This is a genomic window from Halomonas sp. ANAO-440 (assembly GCF_019915905.1).
Taxonomy (GTDB): Bacteria; Pseudomonadota; Gammaproteobacteria; order Pseudomonadales; family Halomonadaceae; genus Halomonas; species Halomonas chromatireducens.
Window position 1 is genome coordinate 17,762 of the sequence record NZ_JAHXBV010000009.1, and the last position, 24,542, is coordinate 42,303.

Annotated in this window: 24 protein-coding genes; 16 read left to right on the plus strand and 8 right to left on the minus strand. The window is 61.4% G+C overall.

The window, feature by feature from the left end; translation table 11 throughout:
• Positions 1 to 41: 41 nt before the first annotated feature.
• The 9 genes from KZO25_RS08200 to ihfA all read left to right on the plus strand — a co-directional run bounded on the left by KZO25_RS08200 (position 42) and on the right by ihfA (position 8,848).
• Positions 42 to 509 carry a DUF2489 domain-containing protein gene (locus KZO25_RS08200; protein WP_223136569.1) on the plus strand — a complete coding sequence of 156 codons (468 nt, stop codon included), beginning with the start codon at positions 42 to 44 and terminating at the stop codon, positions 507 to 509.
• A gap of 263 nt (positions 510 to 772) precedes the next feature.
• A complete protein-coding gene (locus KZO25_RS08205; RefSeq protein WP_223136570.1) occupies positions 773 to 1,444 on the plus strand; it encodes an OmpA family protein in 672 nt (223 codons plus the stop codon).
• Positions 1,445 to 1,699: 255 nt separating this feature from the next.
• The gene (thrS, locus tag KZO25_RS08210) at positions 1,700 to 3,598 is read left to right on the plus strand and encodes a threonine--tRNA ligase (protein WP_223136571.1); all 1,899 of its coding nucleotides are present in this window, start codon (positions 1,700 to 1,702) and stop codon (positions 3,596 to 3,598) included.
• The gene (gene infC, locus KZO25_RS08215) at positions 3,561 to 4,172 is read left to right on the plus strand and encodes a translation initiation factor IF-3 (protein ID WP_262488908.1); all 612 of its coding nucleotides are present in this window, start codon (positions 3,561 to 3,563) and stop codon (positions 4,170 to 4,172) included. The genes thrS and infC overlap by 38 nt, the downstream gene beginning before the upstream one ends.
• A gap of 86 nt (positions 4,173 to 4,258) precedes the next feature.
• Positions 4,259 to 4,453: a 50S ribosomal protein L35 gene (gene rpmI / locus KZO25_RS08220; protein ID WP_043517630.1), complete on the plus strand. Its 195-nt coding sequence runs from the start codon at positions 4,259 to 4,261 to the stop codon at positions 4,451 to 4,453.
• 37 nt (positions 4,454 to 4,490) lie between these two features.
• On the plus strand, positions 4,491 to 4,844 hold the full coding sequence (rplT, locus tag KZO25_RS08225) for a 50S ribosomal protein L20 (RefSeq protein WP_043517631.1): 354 nt from the start codon (positions 4,491 to 4,493) through the stop codon (positions 4,842 to 4,844).
• 152 nt (positions 4,845 to 4,996) lie between these two features.
• A complete protein-coding gene (gene pheS / locus KZO25_RS08230; RefSeq protein ID WP_223136572.1) occupies positions 4,997 to 6,016 on the plus strand; it encodes a phenylalanine--tRNA ligase subunit alpha in 1,020 nt (339 codons plus the stop codon).
• A 43-nt stretch (positions 6,017 to 6,059) separates the two neighbouring features.
• Positions 6,060 to 8,441: a phenylalanine--tRNA ligase subunit beta gene (gene pheT, locus KZO25_RS08235; protein WP_223136573.1), complete on the plus strand. Its 2,382-nt coding sequence runs from the start codon at positions 6,060 to 6,062 to the stop codon at positions 8,439 to 8,441.
• A gap of 101 nt (positions 8,442 to 8,542) precedes the next feature.
• Positions 8,543 to 8,848, plus strand: coding sequence for an integration host factor subunit alpha (gene ihfA, locus KZO25_RS08240; RefSeq protein WP_043517633.1), 306 nt, complete (start codon positions 8,543 to 8,545; stop codon positions 8,846 to 8,848).
• A 53-nt stretch (positions 8,849 to 8,901) separates the two neighbouring features.
• Here ihfA and KZO25_RS08245 read toward each other — a convergent pair whose 3' ends face one another.
• Positions 8,902 to 9,108, minus strand: a complete 207-nt coding sequence (locus tag KZO25_RS08245) for a DUF2788 domain-containing protein (RefSeq protein ID WP_066444454.1) — start codon at positions 9,106 to 9,108, stop codon at positions 8,902 to 8,904.
• A gap of 141 nt (positions 9,109 to 9,249) precedes the next feature.
• On the opposite strand from KZO25_RS08245, the gene KZO25_RS08250 reads away from it, so the two are divergent.
• Both KZO25_RS08250 and KZO25_RS08255 read left to right on the plus strand, forming a co-directional pair.
• A complete protein-coding gene (locus KZO25_RS08250; protein ID WP_223136574.1) occupies positions 9,250 to 9,714 on the plus strand; it encodes a flavodoxin domain-containing protein in 465 nt (154 codons plus the stop codon).
• Entirely contained in the window at positions 9,714 to 10,085 is a 372-nt protein-coding gene (locus KZO25_RS08255; protein ID WP_223136575.1) for a hypothetical protein, read from the plus strand. Before KZO25_RS08250 ends, KZO25_RS08255 begins: the two co-directional genes overlap by 1 nt.
• A gap of 303 nt (positions 10,086 to 10,388) precedes the next feature.
• Here the strand turns inward: KZO25_RS08255 and ppnN are convergent, their stop codons facing one another.
• A complete protein-coding gene (gene ppnN, locus KZO25_RS08260; protein ID WP_262488909.1) occupies positions 10,389 to 11,753 on the minus strand; it encodes a nucleotide 5'-monophosphate nucleosidase PpnN in 1,365 nt (454 codons plus the stop codon).
• A 178-nt stretch (positions 11,754 to 11,931) separates the two neighbouring features.
• Between ppnN and KZO25_RS08265 the strand changes: the two genes are divergently transcribed.
• Positions 11,932 to 12,846: a LysR family transcriptional regulator gene (locus KZO25_RS08265; RefSeq protein WP_066444468.1), complete on the plus strand. Its 915-nt coding sequence runs from the start codon at positions 11,932 to 11,934 to the stop codon at positions 12,844 to 12,846.
• Between the two features lie 78 nt (positions 12,847 to 12,924).
• Here KZO25_RS08265 and gcvP read toward each other — a convergent pair whose 3' ends face one another.
• Positions 12,925 to 15,819: an aminomethyl-transferring glycine dehydrogenase gene (gcvP, locus tag KZO25_RS08270; RefSeq protein WP_223136576.1), complete on the minus strand. Its 2,895-nt coding sequence runs from the start codon at positions 15,817 to 15,819 to the stop codon at positions 12,925 to 12,927.
• 64 nt (positions 15,820 to 15,883) lie between these two features.
• Complete coding sequence (gene gcvH / locus KZO25_RS08275) at positions 15,884 to 16,273, minus strand: glycine cleavage system protein GcvH (protein WP_223136577.1); 390 nt, start codon at positions 16,271 to 16,273, stop codon at positions 15,884 to 15,886.
• A gap of 536 nt (positions 16,274 to 16,809) precedes the next feature.
• On the opposite strand from gcvH, the gene KZO25_RS08280 reads away from it, so the two are divergent.
• A complete protein-coding gene (locus KZO25_RS08280) occupies positions 16,810 to 18,216 on the plus strand; it encodes an alanine/glycine:cation symporter family protein (RefSeq protein WP_223136578.1) in 1,407 nt (468 codons plus the stop codon).
• A 108-nt stretch (positions 18,217 to 18,324) separates the two neighbouring features.
• Positions 18,325 to 19,437, plus strand: coding sequence for a glycine cleavage system aminomethyltransferase GcvT (gcvT, locus tag KZO25_RS08285; RefSeq protein WP_223136579.1), 1,113 nt, complete (start codon positions 18,325 to 18,327; stop codon positions 19,435 to 19,437).
• Between the two features lie 68 nt (positions 19,438 to 19,505).
• Here gcvT and KZO25_RS08290 read toward each other — a convergent pair whose 3' ends face one another.
• From KZO25_RS08290 to KZO25_RS08305, 4 genes are all read right to left on the minus strand, one after another.
• Positions 19,506 to 20,132 carry an alpha-ketoglutarate-dependent dioxygenase AlkB family protein gene (locus KZO25_RS08290; protein WP_262488910.1) on the minus strand — a complete coding sequence of 209 codons (627 nt, stop codon included), beginning with the start codon at positions 20,130 to 20,132 and terminating at the stop codon, positions 19,506 to 19,508.
• Between the two features lie 7 nt (positions 20,133 to 20,139).
• Complete coding sequence (locus tag KZO25_RS08295; RefSeq protein ID WP_223136581.1) at positions 20,140 to 21,081, minus strand: M23 family metallopeptidase; 942 nt, start codon at positions 21,079 to 21,081, stop codon at positions 20,140 to 20,142.
• On the minus strand, positions 21,030 to 21,899 hold the full coding sequence (locus KZO25_RS08300) for an acyltransferase (RefSeq protein WP_066444487.1): 870 nt from the start codon (positions 21,897 to 21,899) through the stop codon (positions 21,030 to 21,032). Before KZO25_RS08300 ends, KZO25_RS08295 begins: the two co-directional genes overlap by 52 nt.
• 78 nt (positions 21,900 to 21,977) lie before the next feature.
• Complete coding sequence (locus KZO25_RS08305) at positions 21,978 to 22,871, minus strand: LysR family transcriptional regulator (protein ID WP_066452175.1); 894 nt, start codon at positions 22,869 to 22,871, stop codon at positions 21,978 to 21,980.
• Between the two features lie 124 nt (positions 22,872 to 22,995).
• On the opposite strand from KZO25_RS08305, the gene KZO25_RS08310 reads away from it, so the two are divergent.
• Together KZO25_RS08310 and KZO25_RS08315 are read left to right on the plus strand one after the other, a co-directional pair.
• Positions 22,996 to 23,694, plus strand: a complete 699-nt coding sequence (locus KZO25_RS08310) for a CoA transferase subunit A (protein WP_223136582.1) — start codon at positions 22,996 to 22,998, stop codon at positions 23,692 to 23,694.
• 75 nt (positions 23,695 to 23,769) lie between these two features.
• The gene (locus KZO25_RS08315; protein WP_066444491.1) at positions 23,770 to 24,432 is read left to right on the plus strand and encodes a CoA transferase subunit B; all 663 of its coding nucleotides are present in this window, start codon (positions 23,770 to 23,772) and stop codon (positions 24,430 to 24,432) included.
• Positions 24,433 to 24,542: the final 110 nt, after the last annotated feature.

Genomic DNA, 24,542 nt, shown 5'->3' on the forward strand with positions numbered 1-24,542 from the left:
TACAATTCAAGCTAATTCTTAACCACAGGCTGGAAGAAGCCATGACGACAACGACTGCCCTGATCCTGCTCGCGGTGGGCGTGGCCATCATTGCCGGTATGGGCGCCTACGCCTTCACGCTCTGGCGTGAGATCAATCGCCGGCAAGCCGCCAAGCAGGATGAGATCCAGCGCGCTCACACCAACTGTCTGGAAAATCTGGAGATCGTCGCCTCGTCGCTATTGCAGGAGCAAGTGGACGTCACCGAGGGGGCGTGGCGCTGCAAGGTGTTGCTGGAGATACTCGACCCCCAGTTGCTGGAGCGTCCGGCCTTTCGTCCCTTTGGCGAGGTCTATGCCCGGACCCAGCACCTGCATACCCATTCAGCACGTAAGGCGCTCACCCCGCGCGACAGGATGCGGGAGGATCGCGAGCGGCTGGAGGTGGAGGCAGAGCTGCGCCAGCCAGTGTTGAAGGCCGCGGCCGAGGTGCTGGAATTTCGTCGGACCTGGCCCGGCAGCCTCCATTGAGGCAAGCACGGCCTGGACATGACTATGCTGTACATGTATTGTACAGTAATATTTCGATGCAACGCTTTGATTGTCTGCGCAGGCTTGTATAGTCTTCTGCGCTTGGCGTCGAGCCTGCCTAATTCTCGGACAGTTGAATTAGGTTATGCTTTGAGAGTGGCTGATTAAGGCCTACACTGTGAAGAACCGGGTCCCAGAATTCCCGGATATTTCGGGTCCTCGACAATGGATTGCCCGAAGATGAATCAAGAAGGAGTCTTGTAATGAAAAAATCTACGACTGGCTTGCTGTTAGGTTCTGCTCTCGTCATCGGTCTTTCCGGCTGTGCAAATACTCAGGGTGGGGCGACTGCCTCAACAGATCGTCCCTGGTATCAGCAGCCTGTGGTGTGTGGTGTCGCTGGTGGCCTGATCGGCGGCAGCATCGGCTATGCCGTCAGCGGCAGCTCCGATGAGGACCAGGGTGTTGGTGTTGGTGGCGCTACCGGTGCCGCTATTGGTGCATTGCTGTGTGCCGACCGTACGCCAGCACCGGTTGCCGAGCCTGAGCCCGAGCCGATGCCGGAGCCTGCACCGGCACCTGCACCCGAGTTTGAACCGGTAGTGCTGGATAGCGAAGTTACCTTCGCCTTCGATTCTTCCGAAATTCGTGAAGGTGCCTACCGCGAGCTCGAACAGGTGGCGAATACCCTGCGTGAGAATCCCGATATGCGTGTTCGTATCGAAGGTCATACCGACCACGTTGGCTCTGCCCAGTACAATCAGGGCCTCTCCCAGCGTCGTGCCGATTCCGTCAGGGACTTCCTCGTTTCTCGCGGTATCGATCAGAATCGCATGACTACCGTTGGCTATGGCGAAGAGCGTCCGGTCGCCACCAACGAGACTGACGAAGGTCGCGCGCAGAACCGTCGCGTGGAAATCGTCAACTGGGACTGATCTCACGATCGGACCCGGGGGCCTGAATCAAGGCCGCTTGCAGTAGACAGGGGCACCTTCGGGTGCCCCTGTTCCGTTCCGTACCCCCGCCCTGCCACGGCGAGCTTTCATGGCGTGGCGTGAGAAGGGGGGCATCTGGTAGTCTTGTCGGCTGTCGTGACCCGTCATGGACTGTTTTTAACTGTTTTGAACTACGCCACTAACTGCGGCACGTGATCCCTGGTATGGATCACCACTGCGCACAAGGACGCTTCAATGCCCATCGTGACCCTGCCGGATGGCAGCCAGAGAACCTTCGACGAACCCCTTTCCGTAATGCAGTTGGCCGAATCGATCGGGCCTGGCCTGGCCAAGGCCTGTGTCGCCGGCAAGATTGACGGCGCACTGGTGGACGCTGCCGATGTCATCGATCATGACGCCGAAGTGGCAATTATCACCGCCCGCGATCCGGAAGGTCTCGAGGTCATTCGTCACTCCTGCGCTCACCTGATCGGCCATGCGGTCAAGCAGCTCTATCCCGAGGCGAAGATGGCCATCGGTCCGGTGATTGACGATGGTTTCTACTACGATATCGACTTTGGTGCTTCCATCACCCCGGACGATCTGGCCGCTATAGAGACGCGCATGAAGGCGCTGATCGATGAGGAGTATGACGTCGTTCGCGAGTATGTGGACCGCGATCAGGCGATGCTGACCTTCCTGCATCGCGATGAGCCCTACAAGCAGGAGATCGTCCGTGAGATTCCCGAGGGGGAGACGATTCGGCTCTATCAGCACAAGGAATATACTGACATGTGTCGGGGGCCCCATGTGCCCAACACCCGGCACCTGAAGGCATTCAAGCTGACCAAGCTGGCCGGTGCATACTGGCGTGGCGATGCCAGCAACCCGATGCTGACCCGGGTATATGGCACGGCCTGGGGTGACAAGAAGCAGCTGAAGGCCTATCTCAAGCGCCTCGAAGAGGCCGAGAAGCGCGATCACCGCAAGCTGGCCAAGCGCATGAACCTCTTCCACCTTCAGGAGGAGGCGCCGGGGATGGTGTTCTGGCACCCCAATGGCTGGACCATCTATCAGGCGCTCGAGCAGTACATGCGCAAGGTACAGGTCGAGCACGGCTACCAGGAGATTCGCACTCCGCAGGTGGTAGACCTGTCGCTGTGGAAGAAGTCCGGTCACTGGGGGCACTACAGCGACCTGATGTTCACCACCGAGTCGGAGAAGCGCGAATACGCGGTCAAGCCGATGAACTGCCCCTGCCATGTGCAGGTGTTCAACCAGGGGCTCAAGAGCTACCGTGACCTGCCCCTGCGCCTGGCGGAATTCGGCAGCTGTCATCGCAACGAGCCCTCCGGTTCACTGCACGGCCTGATGCGGGTGCGCGGCTTTACCCAGGACGATGCGCACATCTTCTGCACCGAGAAGCAGATTCAGGCCGAAGCGGAAGACTTCATCGCCCTGACGCTCAAGGTCTACAAGGAGCTGGGCTTCGACGACGTGGAGCTCAAGCTGTCGACTCGCCCCGATGGCTTCATGGGCGAGGCAGGGCTGTGGGACCGGGCCGAGCAGGGACTGGAGGCGGCACTCAATGCCACCGGCCTTGAATGGGAGCTGCAGCCGGGTGAGGGCGCCTTCTACGGACCCAAGATTGAATTCGCTTTGCGCGATTGCCTGAATCGGGTCTGGCAATGCGGTACACTGCAGCTGGATTTCAATCTGCCCGGCCGTTTGAACGCTCAATTCGTCGATGAGGACGGTGAGCGCAAGACGCCGGTCATGCTGCATCGGGCCATTCTCGGCTCCTTCGAGCGCTTCATCGGCATCCTGATCGAGCACTACGCTGGGGCGATGCCGCTCTGGTTGGCGCCCGAGCAGGTGGTGGTGATGACAATTACCGATGCACAGCGCGACTATGCGGTACAATTGGAGCGTCGCTTGCAGAAAATCGGTCTTCGCGTCAAGGCGGACTTGAGGAACGAGAAGATCGGCTTTAAAATCCGCGAGCATACGTTGCAGAAAGTTCCCTATCTCCTTGTGGTAGGGGATAAGGAAGTCGAAGCCGACTCGGTTGCCGTGCGCACCCGCACCGGCGAAAACCTCGGCGTCCAGACCGTCGATGAATTCATCGAGCGTGTTCGGGCCGAAGGTTGGTAACGACACTGTCAATTACCGGAACGGAGACGGAACGATCAAGCGAAGCAGCCAGCGCGGACGTCCTCAGGACAAGCGCCCCCCAATGAACGACCGTATTACCGAGGATCAGGTACGCCTGATCGACAGCGACGGCGAGCAGCTGGGCGTAGTGCCCACCAGTGAAGCACTGGAGCGAGCCGAAGCGGCCGGTTTGGACCTCGTCCAGATTTCCAATGCCGACCCCATCGTCTGCAAGATCATGGATTACGGTAAATTCGTCTTTGAGCAGAAGAAGCAGAAGGCAGCTCAAAAGAAGAAGACGAAGCAGATTCAGGTCAAGGAAGTCAAATTCCGGCCTGGCACCGACGAGGGCGACTATCAGGTCAAGCTGAAAAACCTGATCCGATTCCTCGAAGGTGGCGACAAGGGCAAGGTCACGCTGCGTTTTCGCGGCCGTGAAATGGCGCACCAGGACATCGGCCGCAAGCTGATGGAGCGGATCGCTGCGGATCTCGACGAGATCGGGACCGTGGAGTCCTTCCCCAAGATGGAAGGGCGCCAGATGATCATGATCATTGCCCCCAAGAAGAAGTGATCCGACGGCCAGTTAAACGGATGGTCGGCGTCATTGCCGGCCATAGGCCACGGATTTTCTAAAAAACTCGAGCGGAGAATTGACTCATGCCGAAGATCAAGACCAATAGTGGCGCTGCCAAGCGCTTCAAGAAGACTGCCAATGGCTTCAAGCACAAGCAGTCTTACCGTAGCCACATCCTGACCAAGAAGTCGACCAAGCGTAAGCGTCATCTGCGTGGCACCAAGCTTATCCACGACGCCGACAAGGCCCTCGTTCAGCGCATGTTGCCGAACCTGTAAGCCTCTGCTTGTTCTATTTTAACGTCAGGAGAAAGCTATGACTCGTGTCAAGCGTGGTGTCGTCGCTCGTCGTCGTCACAAGAAAGTACTGAAGCTGGCCAAGGGCTACTATGGCGCTCGTTCGCGCGTATTCCGCGTGGCCAAGCAGGCTGTCATCAAGGCAGGCCAGTATGCCTATCGTGACCGTCGCAACCGCAAGCGTCAGTTCCGTGCCCTGTGGATCCAGCGTATCAACGCGGGTGCTCGTCAGCACGGCATGTCCTATAGCCGTTTCGTCGGTGGCCTGAAAAAGGCTGGTATCGAGATCGACCGCAAGGTGCTGGCCGATCTGGCTGTTCACGAGAAGGCTGCCTTTGCTGCCATCGTCGAGAAGGCCAAGGCTGCCCAGTAAGCGATTCCGACCGATGGCGTCGGGCCGGCGTTGGCCGGTCTCCTTCAACGCCAGACCGTCGCAGGGGAAGAGCAGCCGCTCTTCCCCTGTTTTTTTGTCGATCGAAACACGACGTTTTTTCAGACAAGATCAACGATTTCGGAGCTCAATGGATGGACCACCTTCCCACACTGGTCACCGAGGCCCGTCAAGCCATCCAGGCCGCCGACAGCATTGCGGCGCTCGATGAGCTGCGCGTGCGCTATCTCGGCAAGAAGGGCGAGATTACCGCTCAACTGAAAGGGCTGGGTAAGCTGCCGGCCGATGAGCGTCCCGCGGCAGGTGAACGTATCAACCAGGCCAAGCAGGCGTTGGCCCAGGAGCTGGACGAGCGGCGGCAGGCCTTGTCGAAGGCGGCACTGGAGGCGCAGCTGGCCGCCGAGCGCATCGACGTGACGCTGCCCGGTCGTGGCCAGCCCAGCGGTGGTCTTCATCCGGTGACGCTCACCCTGGAGCGAATTGAAGGTCTGTTCACTCGCATCGGCTATGACGTCGCCGTGGGGCCGGAAATCGAGGACGACTATCACAACTTCGAAGCGCTCAACATTCCCGCCCACCACCCCGCACGGGGCATGGCCGATACGTTCTACTTCGATGCCACCCGACTGCTGCGTACGCATACGTCGCCGGTCCAGGTGCGCACCATGAAGGAGCAGTCGCCACCCATTCGCATCGTCTGCCCAGGGCGGGTCTATCGCAGCGATTCCGATCTGACCCACACGCCAATGTTCCATCAGGTGGAGGGGCTGCTGGTCGACGAGGATGTCAGCTTTGCCGATCTCAAGGGCACCATCGAGGACTTCCTGCACGCCTTCTTCGAGCGTGACGATCTCTCGGTCCGTTTCCGGCCATCCTACTTCCCGTTCACCGAGCCCTCGGCCGAAGTCGATATCCAGTGCGTCATGTGCAGCGGTGATGGCTGTCGCGTCTGCTCCCATAGTGGATGGCTGGAAGTCATGGGCTGCGGCATGGTGCATCCGGAGGTGTTCCGCCATTCCGGCATTGATTCGGAGCGCTACAAGGGCTTCGCCTTCGGCATGGGAGCCGAGCGCCTGGCCATGCTGCGCTACGGCGTCAATGACCTGCGGCTGTTCTTCGAGAACGATCTGCGCTTTCTGCGCCAGTTCGCCTGACCGTGCGACGTTACATGAACTTCGGCAGAACACAGGATAAGTCATGAAATTTTCCGAACAGTGGCTGCGCGAGTGGGTCTCGCCGCAGCTGGGCGTTCAGGCGCTGGCCGACCAGATCACCATGGCCGGCCTTGAAGTGGATGCCATCGAGCCGGTAGCGGCGCTCTTCAGCGGCGTGGTCATCGCCGAGGTGGTGGCAAAGGCGCCACATCCGGATGCCGACAAGCTCAATGTGTGTCAGGTGCTGGATGGTAGCGGTGAGCCGGTCCAGGTGGTGTGTGGCGCAGCCAACGTGGCGGTCGGGCAGAAGGTGCCCTTCGCCCGCGTCGGCGCGGTGCTGCCCGGCGACTTTACGATCCGTCAGGCCAAGCTTCGTGGCGTGGAGTCCTGCGGCATGATCTGCTCCGCCTCGGAGCTGGGCCTGGAGGAGGAGACTTCACACGGGATTCTCGAGCTGCCGCTGGATGCGCCGGCGGGGGAGGATTTCCGGGGCTGGATGGGTCTCGATGACAACACCATCGAAGTGGACCTGACGCCAAATCGCGGGGACTGCCTGAGCCTCAAGGGACTGGCGCGGGAAGTGGGCGTACTCAACCGGCTGCCGGTGGTTTCACCAGGCGTCATGCCCGTCCCGGCGACCCATGACGAGACGTTCCCGGTTCGTGTCGAAGATGCCGAACGCTGCCCACGCTACATCGGCCGCTTGATCAAGGGTGTCGACGTCACGACCGCCACGCCGCTGTGGATGGTCGAGCGACTGCGCCGCAGTGGCGTGCGCTCCATCGATCCGGTAGTCGACATTACCAACTACGTGATGCTCGAGCTGGGCCAGCCTCTGCATGCCTTCGACCGTGCCAACCTGCATGACGGCGTGGTCGTGCGCCTGGCCCGTGAGGGTGAGCGGCTGGTGCTGCTCGATGGGCAGGAGATTACCCTGAGCGCGTCGACCCTGGTGATTGCCGATGAGCGTGGGCCCCTGGCCATTGCCGGGGTGATGGGCGGTGAGGACTCGGGCGTCAGTACCGCAACGCAGGATATTTTCCTGGAAGCGGCCTACTTCTCGCCCCTGGCCGTGGCCGGACAGGCGCGCGCCTATGGCCTGCACACCGATGCGTCGCACCGCTTCGAGCGGGGCGTCGATCCGCAATTGACGGTGGACGCCATCGAGCGCGCCACGGCCCTGCTGCTGCAGATCACCGGCGGCGAGCCGGGGCCGCTTGTCGACGCGACAAACCAGGCGCAACTGCCCGGCGAGCGTGAAGTGACGCTGCGCTCTTCACGCCTCGAGCAGGCGCTGGTCAAGGCGTTGCCGGAGGAGGAGGTGACCGACATCCTCGTGCGGCTGGGGATGACGGTCGATATCACCGAGTCTGGCTGGCAGGCGCGAGTGCCGAGCTGGCGTTTCGACATTTCCATCGAAGAGGACCTGATCGAGGAGATCGCGCGGATTCATGGCTACAACCGACTCCCGGTGCGCCGTCCTTCCGCACGATTGGCGCTGCGCCCGGACCATGAGGCGCGCACCCCGCTGGCTCGCCTGCGTCGGCAGATGGTGGCCCGAGGGTATCAGGAGGCGGTGACCTACAGCTTCGTGGCACCTGAGCTGCAGCAGGCAATGCTGCCCGACGTCGTATCTCCCAGGTTAGCGAACCCCATCTCCAGCGACCTCTCGGTGATGCGGGCGAGCCTGTTCCCCGGGCTGGTGCGAGCCCTGGAGCATAACCTCAACCGCCAACAGAGCCGTGTGCGGTTGTTCGAGGCAGGGCTGGTCTTTCGTGGGGACCTGGACGACCTTCAGCAGACGCCAATGCTTGGAGCGCTGGTCTGTGGTTCCCGCGAGCCCGAGGGCTGGGCCGGCGGTCGTGAAAAGGTCGACTTCTTCGACCTGAAGGGCGACCTGGAAAGCCTGATTGCCATGGGCGGGGAGGCCGATGCCTGGCGCTTCGAACCGGGCGAGCACCCTTCGTTGCACCCTGGCCAGAGCGCGCGCATTCTCTATCGCGGCGAGGTAGTCGGTTGGATTGGTGCGTTGCATCCGGGGGTCAAGGCTGCGCTGGGCCTCAAGACCGATGCACTACTCTTCGAGGTGCGGCAGGATGCTCTGGTGCGTGGTGTACTGCCGGCATTCGTGCCCCTGTCCCGCCATCCGGAAGTGCGTCGTGACCTGGCTTTCCTGATCAAGGAGGAGCAACCGGTTCAGGCGCTGCTCGACTGCGTGCGAGAAAAGGCCGGTCAGTGGCTCGAGGAACTGCGCCTTTTCGATGTCTACCAGGGCAAGGGTGTAACAGAAGGGTACAAGAGCATCGCCTTGGGCTTGACCTGGCAGCATCCTTCGCGCACGCTGAATGATGAGGAAATCAATCAGTTGGTCGATGCCATTGTCGCCGAATCGCATCAACACCTGGGGGCCGAGCTACGCGGTTGACCATTCCGGCAATGACCGGAGTCGTGTGTTCACGTGGCTTGCGACACAAGTAATGATGAATGACCGGTGACGGGCTGGACCGCCACTCTGAAGGAGTAGACATGGGAGCGTTGACCAAGGCGGAACTGGCCGAACACCTTCATGCCGAGTTGGGGTTGACCAAGCGGGAAGCCAAGTCGATGGTGGAGGCCTTCTTCGAGGAAATCCGAGCCTGTTTGCGGGAGAACGAGCAGGTCAAGCTGTCGGGTTTCGGCAATTTCGACCTGCGCGACAAACGCGAACGCCCGGGGCGAAACCCCAAGACGGGCGAGGAAATTCCTATTTCTGCTCGCCGCGTGGTGACGTTTCGGCCCGGCCAGAAGCTGAAGAGCCAGGTTGAGCGCTTCGAAGGGCCCCTGCCCAGTTGAAGTGTCATGACCCGATGCCGCCCCTTTGGGTTGCATCGGGTCGTTCTGGATCGTTAGACGCTACCGCGTTCTATGAGCCAGGTGATAACCACTTTCAGTAGATAGCCGAGAATGCCGGCGCCTAGCACCACGAACAGCATGATGGTGCCGAATCGCCCGGCCTGGGATTGCTTGGCCAGATCCCAGATGATGAAGCTCATGAACAGGACCAGGCCACCGATCATGATCGGCGTGATCCAGGCTTCGAAGGTCTGCAGCATGTCGCCTCCTTGGCATAAAATCCGACTATTATACTCGGACATTCCCCCGGCTGCATGCGGCCCCATGTCGCTAGCGTGCCGGTTTCGGAGCCGTTCGAGCTATGCTAATATCCGACCAAAATACTCAGGTATACCCTCGACATGCCAATGCTGAAGATCCTTGTAGGAACCATGTATGGCGGCGCGCTCGATGTCGCCGAACAGGTCAAGCCGCTATTCGAGTCGGCCGGCTATGAGGTGGACATCCTCGAACAGCCGACCGTCTCGGACTTGACCGATTCCCCCACCGATCTTGCGCTTTTCTGCGTCTCCACCACCGGTAGCGGTGACTTTCCCGGCAACTTCGTCCCTTTCGCCCGTGGTCTCGATGAGCAGAGCCCAGGGCTCACTGACTTGCGTTACGGCGTGATTGCGCTGGGTGACAGTTCCTACGGTGATACCTTCTGCGGTGCCGGCCGGCAGCTGGATGAGATGCTCCAGGGTCTGGGAGCCAACCGTTTGGGAGAGCGCCTGGAAATCGATGCCATGGAAACGTTCATGGCCGATGATGCGGCGATCCCCTGGGTGGAAGAGTGGATCGATGCCCAGCAGCTGAAGGTGGCCTGATGAGCGCCTCGCCGACAGCCGAGCGGCTGAGCGTCATGCTGGGCCTGCTGGTGCTGATGCTCTCCACCATACCGCGCTACCTGGCGGGTGGGCACGACAATCGCCTGACCATGATCACGCTCGCCCTGGTCGTTGTTGCGGCCGTGACGGTGGTGCACTGGCGCATGCTGGAAGCGAGCGAGCGACGTCGCCTGCCGATGCTGCTCAAGCGCTTTGGTGCCTCGCTGCTTGCCGGCCTGGGGCTGATGGGCGCCTGGCACGCCCTGATGACCGACTGGATCAGCTGGCAGCTGTTCATCGCCCACGCCGCCACGGCTGGGCTGCTGATGCACGTTCTGTGGCTGCTGTGGCGCCCGGCGGAGTCCCGGTAGGCGTCGTTGACAGTAATGAATCCGCCGAGGCGCCTGGCGCGACGCGGAGTCGGAGCGCCAAGCCGAGCGCTCCAGCAGCGATTCTATGCCACCGGCGGTGCCACGCCATTGTTGGAGTATCTTCAGATCACGACTGGAGGCCGCAGGCCTCCCGGCGGTGTTGCCAATGCTGGTGATTGCCGCCAACGCTGGCAGCTTCCTCCGAGGCGCCTGGCGGCGCCAGTCGCGATGGGAACCAGCGCTCCAACAGCTGTTTTTTCCTGCCTCGGCAACGACCGCCGGGGCGCCTGGCGGCGCCAGTCCCTATACCAGCCGGTAACAGGGCTCGTAATCGCGACCCGGTAGCTTCATCCGCCCCTGTGCAACAAAGGACCCCAGTAGCTCGTCAAGCCGCCGCATCAGTTCCGGTTCTGCGTGCAGAGAGAAGGGGCCTTTCGCCTCGATGGCGCGAATTCCGTTCTCCTTGACGTTTCCAGCGACGATACCGGAAAACGCTCGGCGCAGGTTGGCGGCAAGTTCGTGGACTGGCTGGTTCCTGTGCAACGCCAGGCTGCCCATGGCTTCGTGGGTCGGCTCGAAGGTTTCCTGAAAGTCGCGGGCAATGGTCAGGCGCCAGTTGTAGTGATAGGCGTCCTGATGTTCACGGCGAAAGTTTGTGACGTCGTCGATACCTTCGCGCATGAGACGGGCCACTTCGGTGGGGTCATCGACGATGATGCGGTACTTGGAACGCACTTGCTCGCCCAGGGTATAGACCAGAAATTCGTCGATGCGCTTGAAATAGTCTGACGCGCTGGCGGGACCGGTGAAGATGACCGGCATGCGCATGTTGGCATTGTCTGGATGAAGCAGAATGCCTAGCAAATAGAGGATTTCCTCGGCGGTGCCGACCCCGCCGGGGAACACGATGATACCGTGGCCGAGGCGAATGAAGGCTTCAAGGCGCTTCTCGATGTCTGGCATCACCACCAGTTCATTGACCAGCGGGTTGGGGGCCTCGGCGGCAATGATGCCCGGCTCGGAAATACCGAGATAACGGCCGTCCTGGATACGCTGCTTGGCATGGGCCAGGTTGGCGCCTTTCATCGGCCCCTTCATGGCGCCGGGCCCGCAGCCAGTGCAGATGTCCAGCTCACGCAGCCCCAGGTGGTAGCCCACGTCCTTGGTGTATTCATACTCTTCGCGGGCGATGGAGTGGCCGCCCCAGCATACAACGATACTCGGGTCCCGCCCCGGTTTCAGGGTGCCGGCCTTGCGCAGAATGTGGAACACGGCGTTGGTTGTCCCTTCGGCCGTGGTCAGGTCGAAGCGGGAGTGGTGCTGGATTTCGTTATAGACATAGACGATATCGCGCAAAACTGAGGAGAGGTGCCCACGAATGCCGCGAATCATCTTGCCATCGACGAAGGCTTCAGCCGGAGCGTTGGTCACCTTGAGGCGAATGCCGCGGTCTTGCTGTATCACCTCGATATCGAAGTCGTGGTAGGTTTCCATCAGCACCAGGCTGTCGTCTGTCATGTTGCCGGAACTGAGCACCGCCAGGGCGCAGCGGCGCAGCAGATCATGGAGGCCTGCCTTGGACGTGTCGCGTAGCCGGTTGACTTCATGTTGGGAAAGTACTTCCAGGCTGCCCAGAGGGGAAACGGTGCTGGAGATGGTGTCGGGCATGGAACGGTCCTTGTCAGGTCAGTTTGGCGGACGATCTCGGGGGAGCAAGGCCGCCGGATAGGGTCTGGTTAATCTTCGAATCCTACCATGAGCTTGCCCAGGGCGCAGCGCTGCGCGGCTTGAGCGGTACTGGTAGAATGGGGGCTATCAGGCCCTGGCCGCATCGCAAGCGAAGCCCATGTTCAACGCTCAATATTTCCGTACCTTCATCACACTGGTAGAGACCGGCAGCTTCACTCGCACGGCCGAACGGCTTGAGATGACCCAGCCTGGCGTCAGCCAGCACGTGCGAAAGCTTGAACACTATCTCGACAAGTCGTTGCTGGAGCGTCACGGCCGCCGCTTCGCGCTGACCGAGGCCGGTCGGCGCGCCTATGATTACGGCCTTCGCCTGTTCACCGAGCATGAGCAGTTCCGACACTCGCTGGACGATGAGGCCCTGGATACCGGGGAATGCCGGATAGGCTCGCCGGGTAGTGTCGGGCTGATGCTGTACCCCTATATTCTTGGGCAGCAACAGATGTACCCGGGCCTGACGGTCAGCTACAGCTTCGCCTTCAGTCATGAGATCGTTGCCGATGTGCTGGCCGGCCGGCACGATCTGGGCATCATTACCGAACCGGTTCGACATCCTGAGCTGGATTGTTCGCAATGGCACCAGGAGCCGCTTTGCCTGGTTGTCCCCGCCGATTTTGCCGGGACAACCCTCAGCGAACTGATGGGCATCGGCTTCATCAACTACTCCGACGGCGTCAACCATGCCGGCGCGCTGCTGCGCAGCAACTTTCCCGATGAGTTCCGTTCCATGAGCCAGTTTCGCCGTCAGGGCTTTACCAATGAGGTAGCCATGGTGCTGGATGCAGTGGCTCGTGGGCTCGGCTTTACGGTGGTCTCGCGCCTGGTACTCGAGACCTCTCCCTGGCAGCGGCAGGTCAAGGAGCTCGACCTTCCGGTGGTGGAGCATGAATCCCTGCACCTGGTCACCCGCACCAGTAGCCGGGTCCCCCGTCGTTATGAGCGTCTGCTGGAGGGGTTTCGCGAACAGCGGTTGCGGGAGCGCTTTGGATACAGCGATGGGGCGCCGGCCATTTGACGCATCGGAAGCACCGTGACTGGAACGCAATCGACCCGCCGCTGGCGGGTCGATTGCGTAAGGGCAGGAATTCACCAGTCAGTCACGATACTCGTCGATGCTGGGGCAGGAGCAGATCAGCTGCCGATCGCCGAAGACGTTATCGACGCGGTTGACCGCCGGCCATACCTTGGCGGCCTTGACTGCGTCGGAGGGAAAGGCGCCGAGCTCTCGGGCATAGGGGCGATCCCAGGCGTCGTCCATCAGGTCGGCCATGGTATGGGGCGCGTTGACGAGCGGGTTGTCATTCGCCGGCCACTCGCCGGCTTCCACCGCCGCGATCTCCTTGCGAATGCTGATCATGGCATCGCAGAAACGATCGATCTCGTAGCGAGACTCCGACTCGGTGGGTTCGACCATCAGGGTGCCGGGTACCGGGAAGGACATGGTCGGGGCGTGAAATCCGTAGTCCATGAGCCGCTTGGCGATATCCTCCTCGCTGATGCCGGAGGTCGCCTTGAGCGTGCGGATATCGATGATGCATTCGTGTGCCACGGTGCCATTGACGCCACGGTACAGCACCGGATAGTGCGCCTCGAGGCGCCTGGCGACATAGTTGGCGTTGAGGATGGCCAGCTCGGTGGCCTCGCGCAGGCCGCGGGCGCCCATCATCTTGATATAGGCCCATGAGATCGGCAGGATCGATGCGCTGCCGAATGCCGCCGCCGAGACGGCGCCGCAGTCGGCATTGACACCTGCGATCGGTGTGACCACGTGGTTGGAGACGTAGGGCGCCAGGTGCGCCTTGACCCCGATGGGGCCCATGCCAGGCCCGCCGCCACCGTGGGGGATGCAGAAGGTCTTGTGCAGGTTCAGGTGCGAGACGTCGCCACCGAAGTCGCCGGGGCGGGAAAGGCCAACCTGGGCGTTCATGTTGGCGCCGTCGATATATACCTGACCACCGTGCTGATGGACGATTGAACAGGCTTCCCGCACCCCTTCCTCGAATACGCCATGCGTTGAGGGATAGGTCAGCATGATCGCCGAGAGAGCATCGCTATGCTGGGCGGCCTTGGCGCGCAGGTCGTCGAGGTCGATGTTGCCGTTGCTGTCGCACTCGACTACCACCACTTTCATGTGGGCCATGGCGGCGGAGGCGGGGTTGGTGCCGTGGGCCGAGCTGGGTATCAGGCAGATGTCGCGATGCCCCTGGCCCTCGGCCTGCTGGAAGCGACGAATGGCCACCAGGCCGGCATATTCGCCCTGGGCGCCGGAGTTGGGCTGCATCGAGATATGTTCGTAGCCGGTGATTTCGACCAGGAAGGCGGCCAGCTCATCGATCATCTGCTGGTAGCCGGCCACCTGGTTGCGCGGGGCGAACGGGTGGATCTGTCCGAATTCCGGCCAGGTGACGGGGATCATCTCGCTGGTGGCATTGAGCTTCATGGTGCAGGAGCCCAGCGGGATCATCGCATGGGTGAGCGACAGGTCCTTGTTCTCCAGTCGCTTGAGGTAGCGAAGCATCTCGGTCTCGCTGCGGTAGCGCTGGAAGGTCGGGTGATCGAGAAAGCCCGACTCGCGGCGGCAGGCGGCAGGAATACCTGTCTTGCCTGAATTGACCACGGTCTCATCCAGTGCGGAGACCGACAGGCCGTGTTCCTCGCCGAGGATGACATCGAAGAGGGTGTCGAGATCGTGGGCTGTGGTGGTCTCGTCGAGACTGACCCCAATATCGCCATTATCGAAATAGCGCAGGTTGATCTCGTGGGTCATGGCGCGGCCATGGACCTTGCCGGCATCGATACCGGTCAGGCGCAGGGTATCGAACCAGCTGTCATGGGCCAGATTGACACCCTTGCTGATCACGCCCTCGGCGAGGAGGGTGGTCAGGCGGTGAATGCGCGTGGCGATGGTGGTGAGCCCTTCGGCGCCATGATAGACGGCGTAGAAGCCTGCCATGTTGGCCAGCAGGGCCTGGGCGGTGCAGATGTTTGAGGTGGCCTTCTCGCGACGGATGTGCTGCTCGCGGGTCTGCATCGCCATGCGCAGCGCGGTGTTGCCACGGGCGTCCCTGGAGACGCCGATGATGCGCCCAGGGATCGAGCGCTTGAGCTTGTCGGTGGTGGCAAAGAAGGCGGCATGGGGGCCGCCGAAGCCCATGGGTACGCCGAAGCGCTGGCTGCTGCCCACTACGATGTCGGCACCCAAGGCGCCCGGTTCCTTGAGCAGCACCAGACTCATGATGTCGGCGGCGACGCAGGTCATGATGCCGCGCTCGCGGGCAGCGCTGAGCAGGCCGCCAAGGTCGCGGACTTCGCCGCTCTGGCCCGGGTACTGGAGCAGGGCCCCGAAGACGTCGTGTTCGGCAAGGCTGTCGGCGGCGTCGACGATCAGCTGGAAGCCGAAGTAGTGGGCGCGGGTGCGCACCACGTCCAGGGTCTGCGGCAGTACGTCGTCGGCGACGAAGAAGGCGTTGCTCTTCGACTTCTTGTTGGCGCGCTGGCACAGCGCCATGGCTTCGGCCGCCGCAGTGGCTTCATCCAGCAGAGAGGCGTTGGCCAGCTCCATGCCGGTGAGGTCCATCACCATCTGCTGAAAATTGAGCAACCCTTCGAGACGGCCCTGGGCGATCTCCGGCTGGTAAGGGGTGTAGGCCGTGTACCAGCCCGGGTTCTCGAGAACATTGCGCTGTATTACAGCAGGAACATGGGTGTTGTAGTAGCCTTGGCCGATGTATGTCTTGAAGACCTTGTTCTGGCGGGCCAGGCGCTTCAGGTAGTCCAGCGCCTCGGCCTCGCTGCGGGGCGGATCCAGATCCAGCTCTCTCCCCAGTCGAATATCCGCCGGCACCGTGCGCTCGATCAGGGCGTCCAGGCTTTCCATTTCCAGTGACGCCAGCATGGCGGCGATGTCATCGGTACCGGGTCCGTTGTGGCGTCGGATGAAGGCGTCATGATCGGCCAGTTCGGCCAGGCGGCGATTGTCAAAAGCCATGGAGCACCCTGTCGATAGAAAGAAAAGAGCCCGGCCACCGTGGGCCGGGTGATAGCAGCGGGGATCAATCTTCGGCGGTAATCGCCTGGTAGGCGTCGGCGTCGAGCAGGTCGTCGAGGCTGGCAGTATCTTCCATACGCACTTTCATGATCCAGCCACCCTCGTAGGGCGTCTCGTTGATCGTCTCCGGCGAGTCTTCCAGCGCCTCGTTGACTGCGATGATTTCGCCGGTCACCGGTGCATAGAGGTCCGAGGCGGCCTTTACCGACTCGATCACTCCAAACTCGTCGCCCTTAGCCAGGTTGCGCCCTACGTCGGGGAGCTCTACGAATACCACGTCTCCCAGGGCTTCCTGGGCATGGTCGGTGATGCCGATGGTGACAGTGCCGTCGCCATTGTCCAGCACCCATTCATGGCTGTCGTTGTAGCGCAGATTGGCGGGAATCGTGCTCATGATGGTTTTCCTATACGAAAAAGGTTTCTGAACAGTTGAATGCTAACGCCATTGACGGCGTTTGGCGAGTCCCTGTGCCTGGCTGGTTCAACGGTGCTGATGCGAGTTCCAGCAGGTTGGCGGGAGAGCAGTACGAGCCGGCGGCGGCACGCATCTCCGCTATGTCAGGTTACTACCGCTGCTGATACCAGTCGATTCTCCTGTTAGACAGTTCCTTCTGCGCTCACTAGCCTTTAGCCAGGCCTGCGCGAGACGATGCCACGGCTGCGCGTGACTTGAGTGCCGAGGTGGAGAGAGTAGATGCTTGTTTCCGATACGAAACACGCGTTACGCTTCACGCCAGCGCAAGCTCTGACTTGGAAAGTGGACTCTTCGATGGGGTGGCATTTTGACGGTGGATTCCGCTATGGTACGCCGGTTTGTGTCGCTGATCGTTCGAGTAAGTTGGTAGTGGCAAGATTAATGTTGGTGCCGATGCGTTCGGGTCATGCATTGGCAGCCCCAACAACAAATCCATACAACAGAGGGAAGCGTGCGTGGAAACGTTGACAACACTATTTACGGCCATCAACAGCGTGGTGTGGGGCCCGCTGATGCTGATTCTCCTGCTGGGCGTCGGCTTGTACCTACAGCTTGGCCTGAAATTCATGCCTATTCGCAAGCTGGGCACCGGTTTCAAGCTGATGTGGCAGGGACGTGAGGCCAAGCCGGCACCGGGCGACAAGAAGCGAGTGGAAGAGGAGGGTGAGATATCTCCCTTCAATGCCTTGATGACGGCGCTTTCGGCTACGATCGGCACGGGGAATATCGCCGGTGTGGCAACCGCAATCGCCCTGGGTGGGCCTGGGGCGATCTTCTGGATGTGGATCACGGCACTGGTGGGCATGGCAACCAAGTTTGCGGAAGCGGTGCTGGCGGTGCGCTTTCGTGAGACTGACAGTACCGGCTATCACGTCGGTGGGCCGATGTTCTACATCAAGAATGGCCTCGGCAAGAAGTGGCTGTGGCTGGGCGGCGCCTTTGCCTTCTTCGGCGCCGTCGCTGCCTTCGGGATCGGCAACACCGTGCAGTCCAACTCCGTCGCGGATGCTCTGGATTCCACCTTCAATATCCCGCACTGGCTGACAGGTGTGGTGATCATGGTTCTGGCCGGGGCGGTCATCCTGGGCGGCATCAAGCGTATCGCCAAGGTGGCGGGCAAGCTGGTGCCGATCATGGGCATCCTCTATATCCTGGCGGGGTTGCTCGTCCTGATCGTCAATGCCGGTCAGATCGGTGAGGCCTTCGGACTGATCTTCTACTATGCCTTCAACCCCCATGCGGCGGCGGGCGGCTTTGCCGGGGCAGCCGTGATGGCAGCCATCCGCTTTGGCGTGGCGCGAGGCATCTTCTCCAACGAGGCTGGCCTGGGTAGTGCGCCTATCGCCCATGCCGCCGCCAAGACCAAGAACCCTGTCCGCCAGGGCTTGATCGCCATGTTGGGTACCTTCATCGATACTATCATCGTCTGTACCATCACGGCGCTGGTGATCCTGACGTCCACAGTGTGGATCGATGGCGAGCAGGGCGCTTCACTGACGGCGCTTTCCTTCGATGCGGCCCTGCCGGGCTTTGGCAACCAGGTCGTCTCGGTGGCGCTGGCAGTGTTTGCCTTCACCACCATCCTGGGTTGGTCCTTCTATGGTGAAAAGTGCTTCCAGTTCCTGTTCGGGACCCGGTCGATCATGCTCTATCGCACACTGTTCGTGCTTGCCATTCCCCTGGGGGCAATGGCGCAGTTGGGCTTCATCTGGCTGATGGCTGATACCTTCAACGCCATGATGGCGATTCCCAACCTGATTGCCCTGGCACTGCTCTCGCCGGTGGTATTCAAGGTGACCCGGGACTATTTCGATGGCAAGGAGGTCCTGCCGGGCGAGGATCTCGATCACGGCCAGCGTTGATTTCGGGAACCGGCAATTCGATAGGCGTCCACTGGGGCGCCTTTGCTACCGCTGAAACCCGCGTTCGGATATTTCGTCCAACACTTATCACTACCCGAGGACTTCCGCATGAGCGATCTCAAGCACACGCCGCTTCATGGCCTTCATCTTGAGCTGGGGGGGAAGATGGTTCCCTTTGCCGGCTATGACATGCCGGTGCAATACCCACTCGGTGTCAAGAAGGAGCATGAGCATACCCGGGCGGCCTGTGGTCTGTTTGACGTTTCTCACATGGGGCAGGTGCTGCTGCGCGGCCCCCGGCCAGCGGAGGCGCTGGAGACCCTCGTCTGTGCGGATATCGTCGGGTTGCCCGAGGGGACGCAGCGCTATGCACTCTTCACCGGGCAGGAGGGCGGCATCCTCGACGACCTGATGGTAGCCAATGTCGGAGACCATCTTTATCTCGTGGTCAATGCGGCCTGCAAGGATCAGGATATTGCCCTGCTCGAGATCGGGCTGGATGCCGAGCATCGGGTCGAGGTCCTCGACCGTGGTCTGCTGGCGCTTCAAGGCCCCCAGGCCGCGAGTGTCATGCAGCGACTGTGCCCCCCGGCCTGCGAGATGGTCTTCATGCAGCATGGACGTTTCCAGATCGATGATATTCCTGTCTGGGTCAGTCGCAGCGGCTATACCGGAGAGGACGGTTTCGAGATTTCGGTGGCGGCAGACCAGGCCGAGGCGCTGGCCCGTCGCCTGCTAGCCGAAGACGAGGTGGAGGCAATCGGCCTTGGTGCCCGGGATTCCCTGCGCCTGGAAGCCGGGCTCTGCCTCTATGGGCATGACATCGATACCGAGACCACGCCGGTGGAAGCGGGGCTCATCTGGGCGATCGGCAAGCCGCGTCGGCGTGGTGGCGAGCGCCAGGGCGGTTTTCCTGGCGCCGACCTGATCCTGCACCAGGTCGAAAAGAAGGATCACCAGCGAAAGCGGGTGGGCTTGCTTGGCGATGGACGTGCTCCTGTACGTGAGGGTGCCGAGCTGTTCAGCAGTGATGATATTTCGATTGGCGTGGTTACCTCCGGCGGATTCGGCCCCAGCGTTGGCCAGCCCGTGGCCATGGGTTACGTCACCATCGAGAACGCAGAGATCGGTACAACCGTCTACGCCGAGGTGCGTGGCAAGCGCCTGCCGATGACGGTGACCAAGATGCCGTTCGTGGAGCCGGGGTATTTCCGCGGTTGATTTTATACCGTTAACTTCTTGCCAGGATGATGCTCATTCATCCTGTCCTGAGGCGGTGCCTGGGACCGTTAGTCACGGCGGGAGTTTGGCCAGATCCAGCGAAAGGTAAGGCTTATCCTGAGTCCAGGAATCCTGCGGGGTAACAGCGCATGCTGTAGTTGACGCTGCACTCCAGGCCCCATTAGAAGGAGGCTGTCATGGGGCAGCCAGACATTGAATGCCGCGCCTGAGCCCTGGCGCCAGCGCATGCGCAACGGGCGCTCGGCGCCCAGGCTGACGGCGGCTATCAGCGGGTCAGGGCCAAGCTCGGGCTCGTCGTCGCTGTGCCAGCCCATGCGCTCCTCGCCATCGGCGTAACGGTTGAGCAGGACGCTGTTGAACCTGGCGGCCACACCGGCAGTGGCCAATCGTTCGACGACGGCGTCACGGATGCCGGCAACATCGGTATGCCAGGGCACGGGTTGGAAATCCTGCCCCGAATAGCGGTAATACGCTTCGCCATCGCCCATCCACACTTGTCGCCGGGGGATCGGGTGTTCGCGACCGTAGAGTCGCAGGCGAGGCTGTTCCCATGCCAATTCGCTGTCCAGCCGGGACAGGGTCTCGCTCGCTGTCGGCTCGCCGAGCAGGCAAGGGAAGCGCTGCAATAGCGGCGAGCGCAACAGGGTGTCACCACGAGCAGCGTCGAGTTTCATCATGAGCTCAGCGCAACACTCGGCGCGGATCGATCGGTTTGCCTCCCAGGCGCAGGTCGAAGAGCAGGTCGTATCGCTCGGTACTGTTGCTGTAACCGACCTCGCACAGTGGCGTACCACGGCTGATCCGGGCGCCATCGTCTACCAGGATCGAATCGCAAAGGGCGTAGACGCTTTGCAGGTTGTCGGCATGGTGCACGATGACGACCCGGCCCAGTTGTCGCATGCTGCCAGCGAAACGGACATCGCCATCGGCCACGGCCTTTGCCTTGGCCCCACTGCCGGTGGCGAGCAGCATCGGCTGCAGTGTGCCGCGGCTGTCGCTGCCAAAGGGGCGAACGACCCGGTAGTCATCCAGTGGCCATGGCCAGTTGCGAGCGGAGCTGGGTAGCGAACTGGTGTCGGTCGCAGGTGGCGTGGAGCGGGTGGCACTGGAGCCTGCCCCACTTTGCGGACGGCTCGCTGCGGCTGGTGCCGAGCGGGCAGGTCCTCCCTGCAAGGGCACCTGAATCACCTGTCCCACCCTCAGCCGCGTGGGCTCGATGCCGGGGTTGGCCGATTGAATCCGGGCAGACGTGGTGGAGAAGCGTCGGGCGATACCGGAATAGGTGTCGCCGGGACGTACCTGGTAGCGGTAGGGGCCACCGGAAGGTGCGCGCTCCTGTTGCGTCGGTACCAGCAGCCGTTGTCCTACCGCCAGCCGATTGGGGTTGGCATCCGGGTTGAAACGCTGCAATCGGGCCAACGGCACATCCGCCCGGGCCGCGATGCTTCCCAGGGTATCGCCACGTTGCACGGTGACCCAGCTCCCGGCGATGCCAGGATCGCCACTGCGCTGCACGTCGCCGCTGCTACCGCTGCTGGCACAGCCGGCCAGCCACAGCAGAATGGCGAGTGTCAGCGCGAGTCGAGCGCTTCGTCCTTTTCCTGCCAGAGGGCATTGAGCCATGAGTGGAAGCGCTCCTTATAGTGCGGGTCGTCGTAATAGCTGCCTTCCAGCATCCAGGCGGGTACGTCAAGGCGGCGTGCCTCGACCTGGATCGGCCCTTCTCGGCCGCACAGGAACCCCCAGAAGGTCGGGTTGGGGTTCTGGTAGCGCAGAGTGAAGTCAAGTATGCCGCTGAGTCGGTCGCCGAGCAGGTTGAGCACCTGGGCGATGCCCCCGGCCTTGGGCCTGAGCAGGTGTCGAAAGGGACTATTCTGCAGGTCGCGTTTGGCTGGCGTAAATCGCGTACCTTCAACGAAATTGAAGATGGCAATCGGCATTTCGCGAGCCCGCTCGCACATGCGCTCCGTCGCCTCTCGATCGATGCGGGCGAGCTGCGGCTTGCGTTCCAGTTGCTGCTTGCTATAGCGGCGCATGAACGGGTATTCCAACGCCCACCAGGCGAGACCCACGATAGGTACCCAGATCAACTGCTGCTTGAGAAAGAAGCGGGGCATGGGAATGCGCCGATGCAGCCCCATCAGCAGCATGAAGATGTCGGTCCAGCTGCGATGGTTCGACAGCACCAGCCACCACTGGTCCCTGGCCAGCCCCTCCGGCAGATTCATGCTCACCTGGGGCTTCAGCCAATGGCGCATCCACCACAGGTTGAAGCCGATCCAGTTGAGTGCCACGCCATTGAGCCCACGGAGGATGAGCCGCCGGAGAGGGCGCCCGGGGGTAATCAGCTTTAGGGCAGTCAGCAGAACCAGGGGAACCCCCCAGAACAGGGTGCTGAGAATAAGCAGTAGCACGCTGACGATCCCCTTCAGGGTCGACATGCCTCACTCCTTGCGTCGAATTCATGACAGCCGCTCATGCTAATAGATCAAGGGTGGGCTGCCCAGCGCTACCTGCTGTTACGGACCGGTTCGCTGAAGCGTTGACCCAAGAACATCATAAAGTGCGCGGGCAGCGGTAGAGAGTTCCTGGCCGGCCCCGATGACCACGCCGACGGTTCGCCGTATCTGCGGGTCGTGCAGCGGAATGCAGCGAGCACCCAGCTCGTGCATCTGCTCCCGGCAGAGGGTAGGTACGGCACTGACCCCGAGCCCGCTGGCGACCATCCGTCCCACCGTTGCCAACTGGTGGCTTTCGAAGGCGACGGGTAGTTCGGTCCCGCGCAGTAGCAGGGCCTGCTCCATCAGGATCCTTACCATTGAGGGGCGCTGCAGGGTAATGAAGTCGTAGGCGAGCAGGGCCTTCCAGTCGATAGCCCCGGCATCCACCAGCGGTGAATCGGGAGGCACAACGGCGACAAAGGTATCGTCGAAGAGAGGCAGGAAGTCGACCCCCTCGCTGGTTTCCGGTTCGAAAGCGACGCCGAGCTCGACCTGCTGCCGGCGAACCATCTCGATGACTTGCTCGTTGATGACATCATGTACGGTCACGTTGACCCGCGGGAACTGCTCGCGGAAGACGCGCAGGGCATGAGGCAGTCGGTTGCAGGCGATAGAGGGCATGGCGGCAACCGCCACGCGGCCCAGCTGCAGCGTGAAACGCTGACGGAGCAGTTCCTCGGCGTTGTCCCAGTCGGTTAGCAGCCGCTTGGCCATGGGCAGGAGTGTCTCGCCCTCGGGTGTCAGGCGTACGCTTCGGGTGTTGCGAATCAGCAGCGCGCCGCCCAGCGTCTCCTCCAGTCCCTTGATGGCCAGGCTCAAAGCCGGCTGGGATAGATGAAGGCGCTCGCAGGCCTGGGTGAAGCTTAGCGTCTGGGCAACGGCTTGGAAGGCGCGAAGCTGCTTGATAGTCATGGGCATGATTTATTTGCCATACCGATTAATTGATAAAAAAAACAAACTTAACAAATATATTCGTCGGGTCAACACTGATCAGGTACTGTCACTCTTTCATCCCACAACAAGACGAGGCTTCGCGATGGCCGGATTCGACAAGCGCGTATATTCCTACGAAGAGGCAATGCAAGGCATCGAAAGCGGTATGACCGTGATCGCTGGCGGATTCGGTCTGTGCGGCATTCCGGAGAACCTGATCGCCGAGATCAAACGCCGTGGCGTCAAGGACCTCACCGTGGTCTCCAATAACTGCGGGGTCGACGGGTTTGGCCTCGGGCTACTTCTGGAAGATCGTCAGATCAGCAAGATCTATGCGTCATACGTGGGCGAGAACGCCATGTTCGAGCAGCAGATGCTCAATAACGAAATTGAGGTCGTGCTGACGCCCCAGGGCACCCTGGCCGAGCGCATGCGCGCCGGTGGCGCTGGCATCCCCGCCTTCTACACCGCCACGGGCTATGGGACGCCAATCGGCGAGGGCAAGGAGGTGCGCGAGTTCAACGGTCGCCACTATATTCTTGAAGAGGGAATCGTCGGCGACTTCGCCATCGTCAAGGGCTGGAAGGCCGACCGCTACGGCAATGTGGTCTACCGTCATACGGCTCAGAACTTCAATCCCATGGCCGCCACCGCCGGCAAGATCACCGTGGTTGAAGTGGAAGAGATCGTCGAGCCGGGGGAGCTGGAGCCCAGTCAGATCCACACGCCCGGGATTTACGTCGACCGGATCATCCAGGGCTCATTCGAGAAGCGCATCGAGAAGCGCACCGTTCGCGACTGAACCGCGACTTTCCATGGATTCGATTCGAGCCTTCCGGCCTGACCGAAGTGGCTCACAACGACAAGAGGCAAGAAGATGGCACTGACTCGCGAACAGATGGCACAGCGCGTGGCACGCGAACTCCAGGACGGCTTTTACGTCAATCTGGGTATTGGCATTCCCACGCTGGTGGCCAATTACATTCCCGATGGTATCGACGTCATGCTGCAGTCCGAGAATGGGCTGCTGGGCATGGGGCGCTTCCCGACCGAGCAGGAAGTCGACCCGGACATGATCAATGCCGGCAAGCAGACCGTGACTGCACGCCCTGGCGCCGCGATCTTCTCTTCCGCGGAGTCCTTTGCAATGATCCGCGGCGGCCATGTGGACCTGACCGTTCTCGGTGCATTCGAGGTCGATCAGGAGGGCAATATCGCCTCCTGGATGGTTCCCGGCAAGCTGATCAAGGGCATGGGCGGCGCCATGGATCTGGTTGCTGGTGCAGAGAACATCATCTGTACCATGACCCATGCGTCCAAGCACGGTGAGTCCAAGCTACTGGAGAAGTGCACCCTGCCATTGACCGGTGCAGGCTGCATCAACCGGGTATTGACCGACTTGGCCTATATGGAGATCGAGAACGGGGCCTTTATCCTCAAGGAACGGGCGCCGGGCGTCAGCGTGGAAGAGATCGTCGAGAAGACAGCGGGCAAGCTGGTGGTGCCTGAACACGTACCTGAGATGACGTTTGACGACTGATTCCTGTCAAGCGCTACCTTGATGAAGCCCGGGCCGTGATGCCCGGGCTTTTTTCTGGGAGCCATCCGGCAAGGTTACAAGAGATGATGGTTTTGTGACCAGTTCGTATG

Excerpts from the sequence above, each read along its gene's own strand:
- KZO25_RS08200 (WP_223136569.1), top strand. The coding sequence starts at position 42 with ATGACGACAACGACTGCCCTGATCCTGCTCGCGGTGGGCGTGGCCATC.
- KZO25_RS08205 (WP_223136570.1), top strand. The coding sequence starts at position 773 with ATGAAAAAATCTACGACTGGCTTGCTGTTAGGTTCTGCTCTCGTCATC.
- thrS (WP_223136571.1), top strand. The coding sequence starts at position 1,700 with ATGCCCATCGTGACCCTGCCGGATGGCAGCCAGAGAACCTTCGACGAA.
- infC (WP_262488908.1), top strand. The coding sequence starts at position 3,561 with ATGAATTCATCGAGCGTGTTCGGGCCGAAGGTTGGTAACGACACTGTC.
- rpmI (WP_043517630.1), top strand. The coding sequence starts at position 4,259 with ATGCCGAAGATCAAGACCAATAGTGGCGCTGCCAAGCGCTTCAAGAAG.
- rplT (WP_043517631.1), top strand. The coding sequence starts at position 4,491 with ATGACTCGTGTCAAGCGTGGTGTCGTCGCTCGTCGTCGTCACAAGAAA.
- pheS (WP_223136572.1), top strand. The coding sequence starts at position 4,997 with ATGGACCACCTTCCCACACTGGTCACCGAGGCCCGTCAAGCCATCCAG.
- pheT (WP_223136573.1), top strand. The coding sequence starts at position 6,060 with ATGAAATTTTCCGAACAGTGGCTGCGCGAGTGGGTCTCGCCGCAGCTG.
- ihfA (WP_043517633.1), top strand. The coding sequence starts at position 8,543 with ATGGGAGCGTTGACCAAGGCGGAACTGGCCGAACACCTTCATGCCGAG.
- KZO25_RS08245 (WP_066444454.1), bottom strand. The coding sequence starts at position 9,108 with ATGCTGCAGACCTTCGAAGCCTGGATCACGCCGATCATGATCGGTGGC.
- KZO25_RS08250 (WP_223136574.1), top strand. The coding sequence starts at position 9,250 with ATGCCAATGCTGAAGATCCTTGTAGGAACCATGTATGGCGGCGCGCTC.
- KZO25_RS08255 (WP_223136575.1), top strand. The coding sequence starts at position 9,714 with ATGAGCGCCTCGCCGACAGCCGAGCGGCTGAGCGTCATGCTGGGCCTG.
- ppnN (WP_262488909.1), bottom strand. The coding sequence starts at position 11,753 with ATGCCCGACACCATCTCCAGCACCGTTTCCCCTCTGGGCAGCCTGGAA.
- KZO25_RS08265 (WP_066444468.1), top strand. The coding sequence starts at position 11,932 with ATGTTCAACGCTCAATATTTCCGTACCTTCATCACACTGGTAGAGACC.
- gcvP (WP_223136576.1), bottom strand. The coding sequence starts at position 15,819 with ATGGCTTTTGACAATCGCCGCCTGGCCGAACTGGCCGATCATGACGCC.
- gcvH (WP_223136577.1), bottom strand. The coding sequence starts at position 16,273 with ATGAGCACGATTCCCGCCAATCTGCGCTACAACGACAGCCATGAATGG.
- gcvT (WP_223136579.1), top strand. The coding sequence starts at position 18,325 with ATGAGCGATCTCAAGCACACGCCGCTTCATGGCCTTCATCTTGAGCTG.
- KZO25_RS08290 (WP_262488910.1), bottom strand. The coding sequence starts at position 20,132 with ATGAAACTCGACGCTGCTCGTGGTGACACCCTGTTGCGCTCGCCGCTA.
- KZO25_RS08295 (WP_223136581.1), bottom strand. The coding sequence starts at position 21,081 with ATGGCTCAATGCCCTCTGGCAGGAAAAGGACGAAGCGCTCGACTCGCG.
- KZO25_RS08300 (WP_066444487.1), bottom strand. The coding sequence starts at position 21,899 with ATGTCGACCCTGAAGGGGATCGTCAGCGTGCTACTGCTTATTCTCAGC.
- KZO25_RS08305 (WP_066452175.1), bottom strand. The coding sequence starts at position 22,871 with ATGACTATCAAGCAGCTTCGCGCCTTCCAAGCCGTTGCCCAGACGCTA.
- KZO25_RS08310 (WP_223136582.1), top strand. The coding sequence starts at position 22,996 with ATGGCCGGATTCGACAAGCGCGTATATTCCTACGAAGAGGCAATGCAA.
- KZO25_RS08315 (WP_066444491.1), top strand. The coding sequence starts at position 23,770 with ATGGCACTGACTCGCGAACAGATGGCACAGCGCGTGGCACGCGAACTC.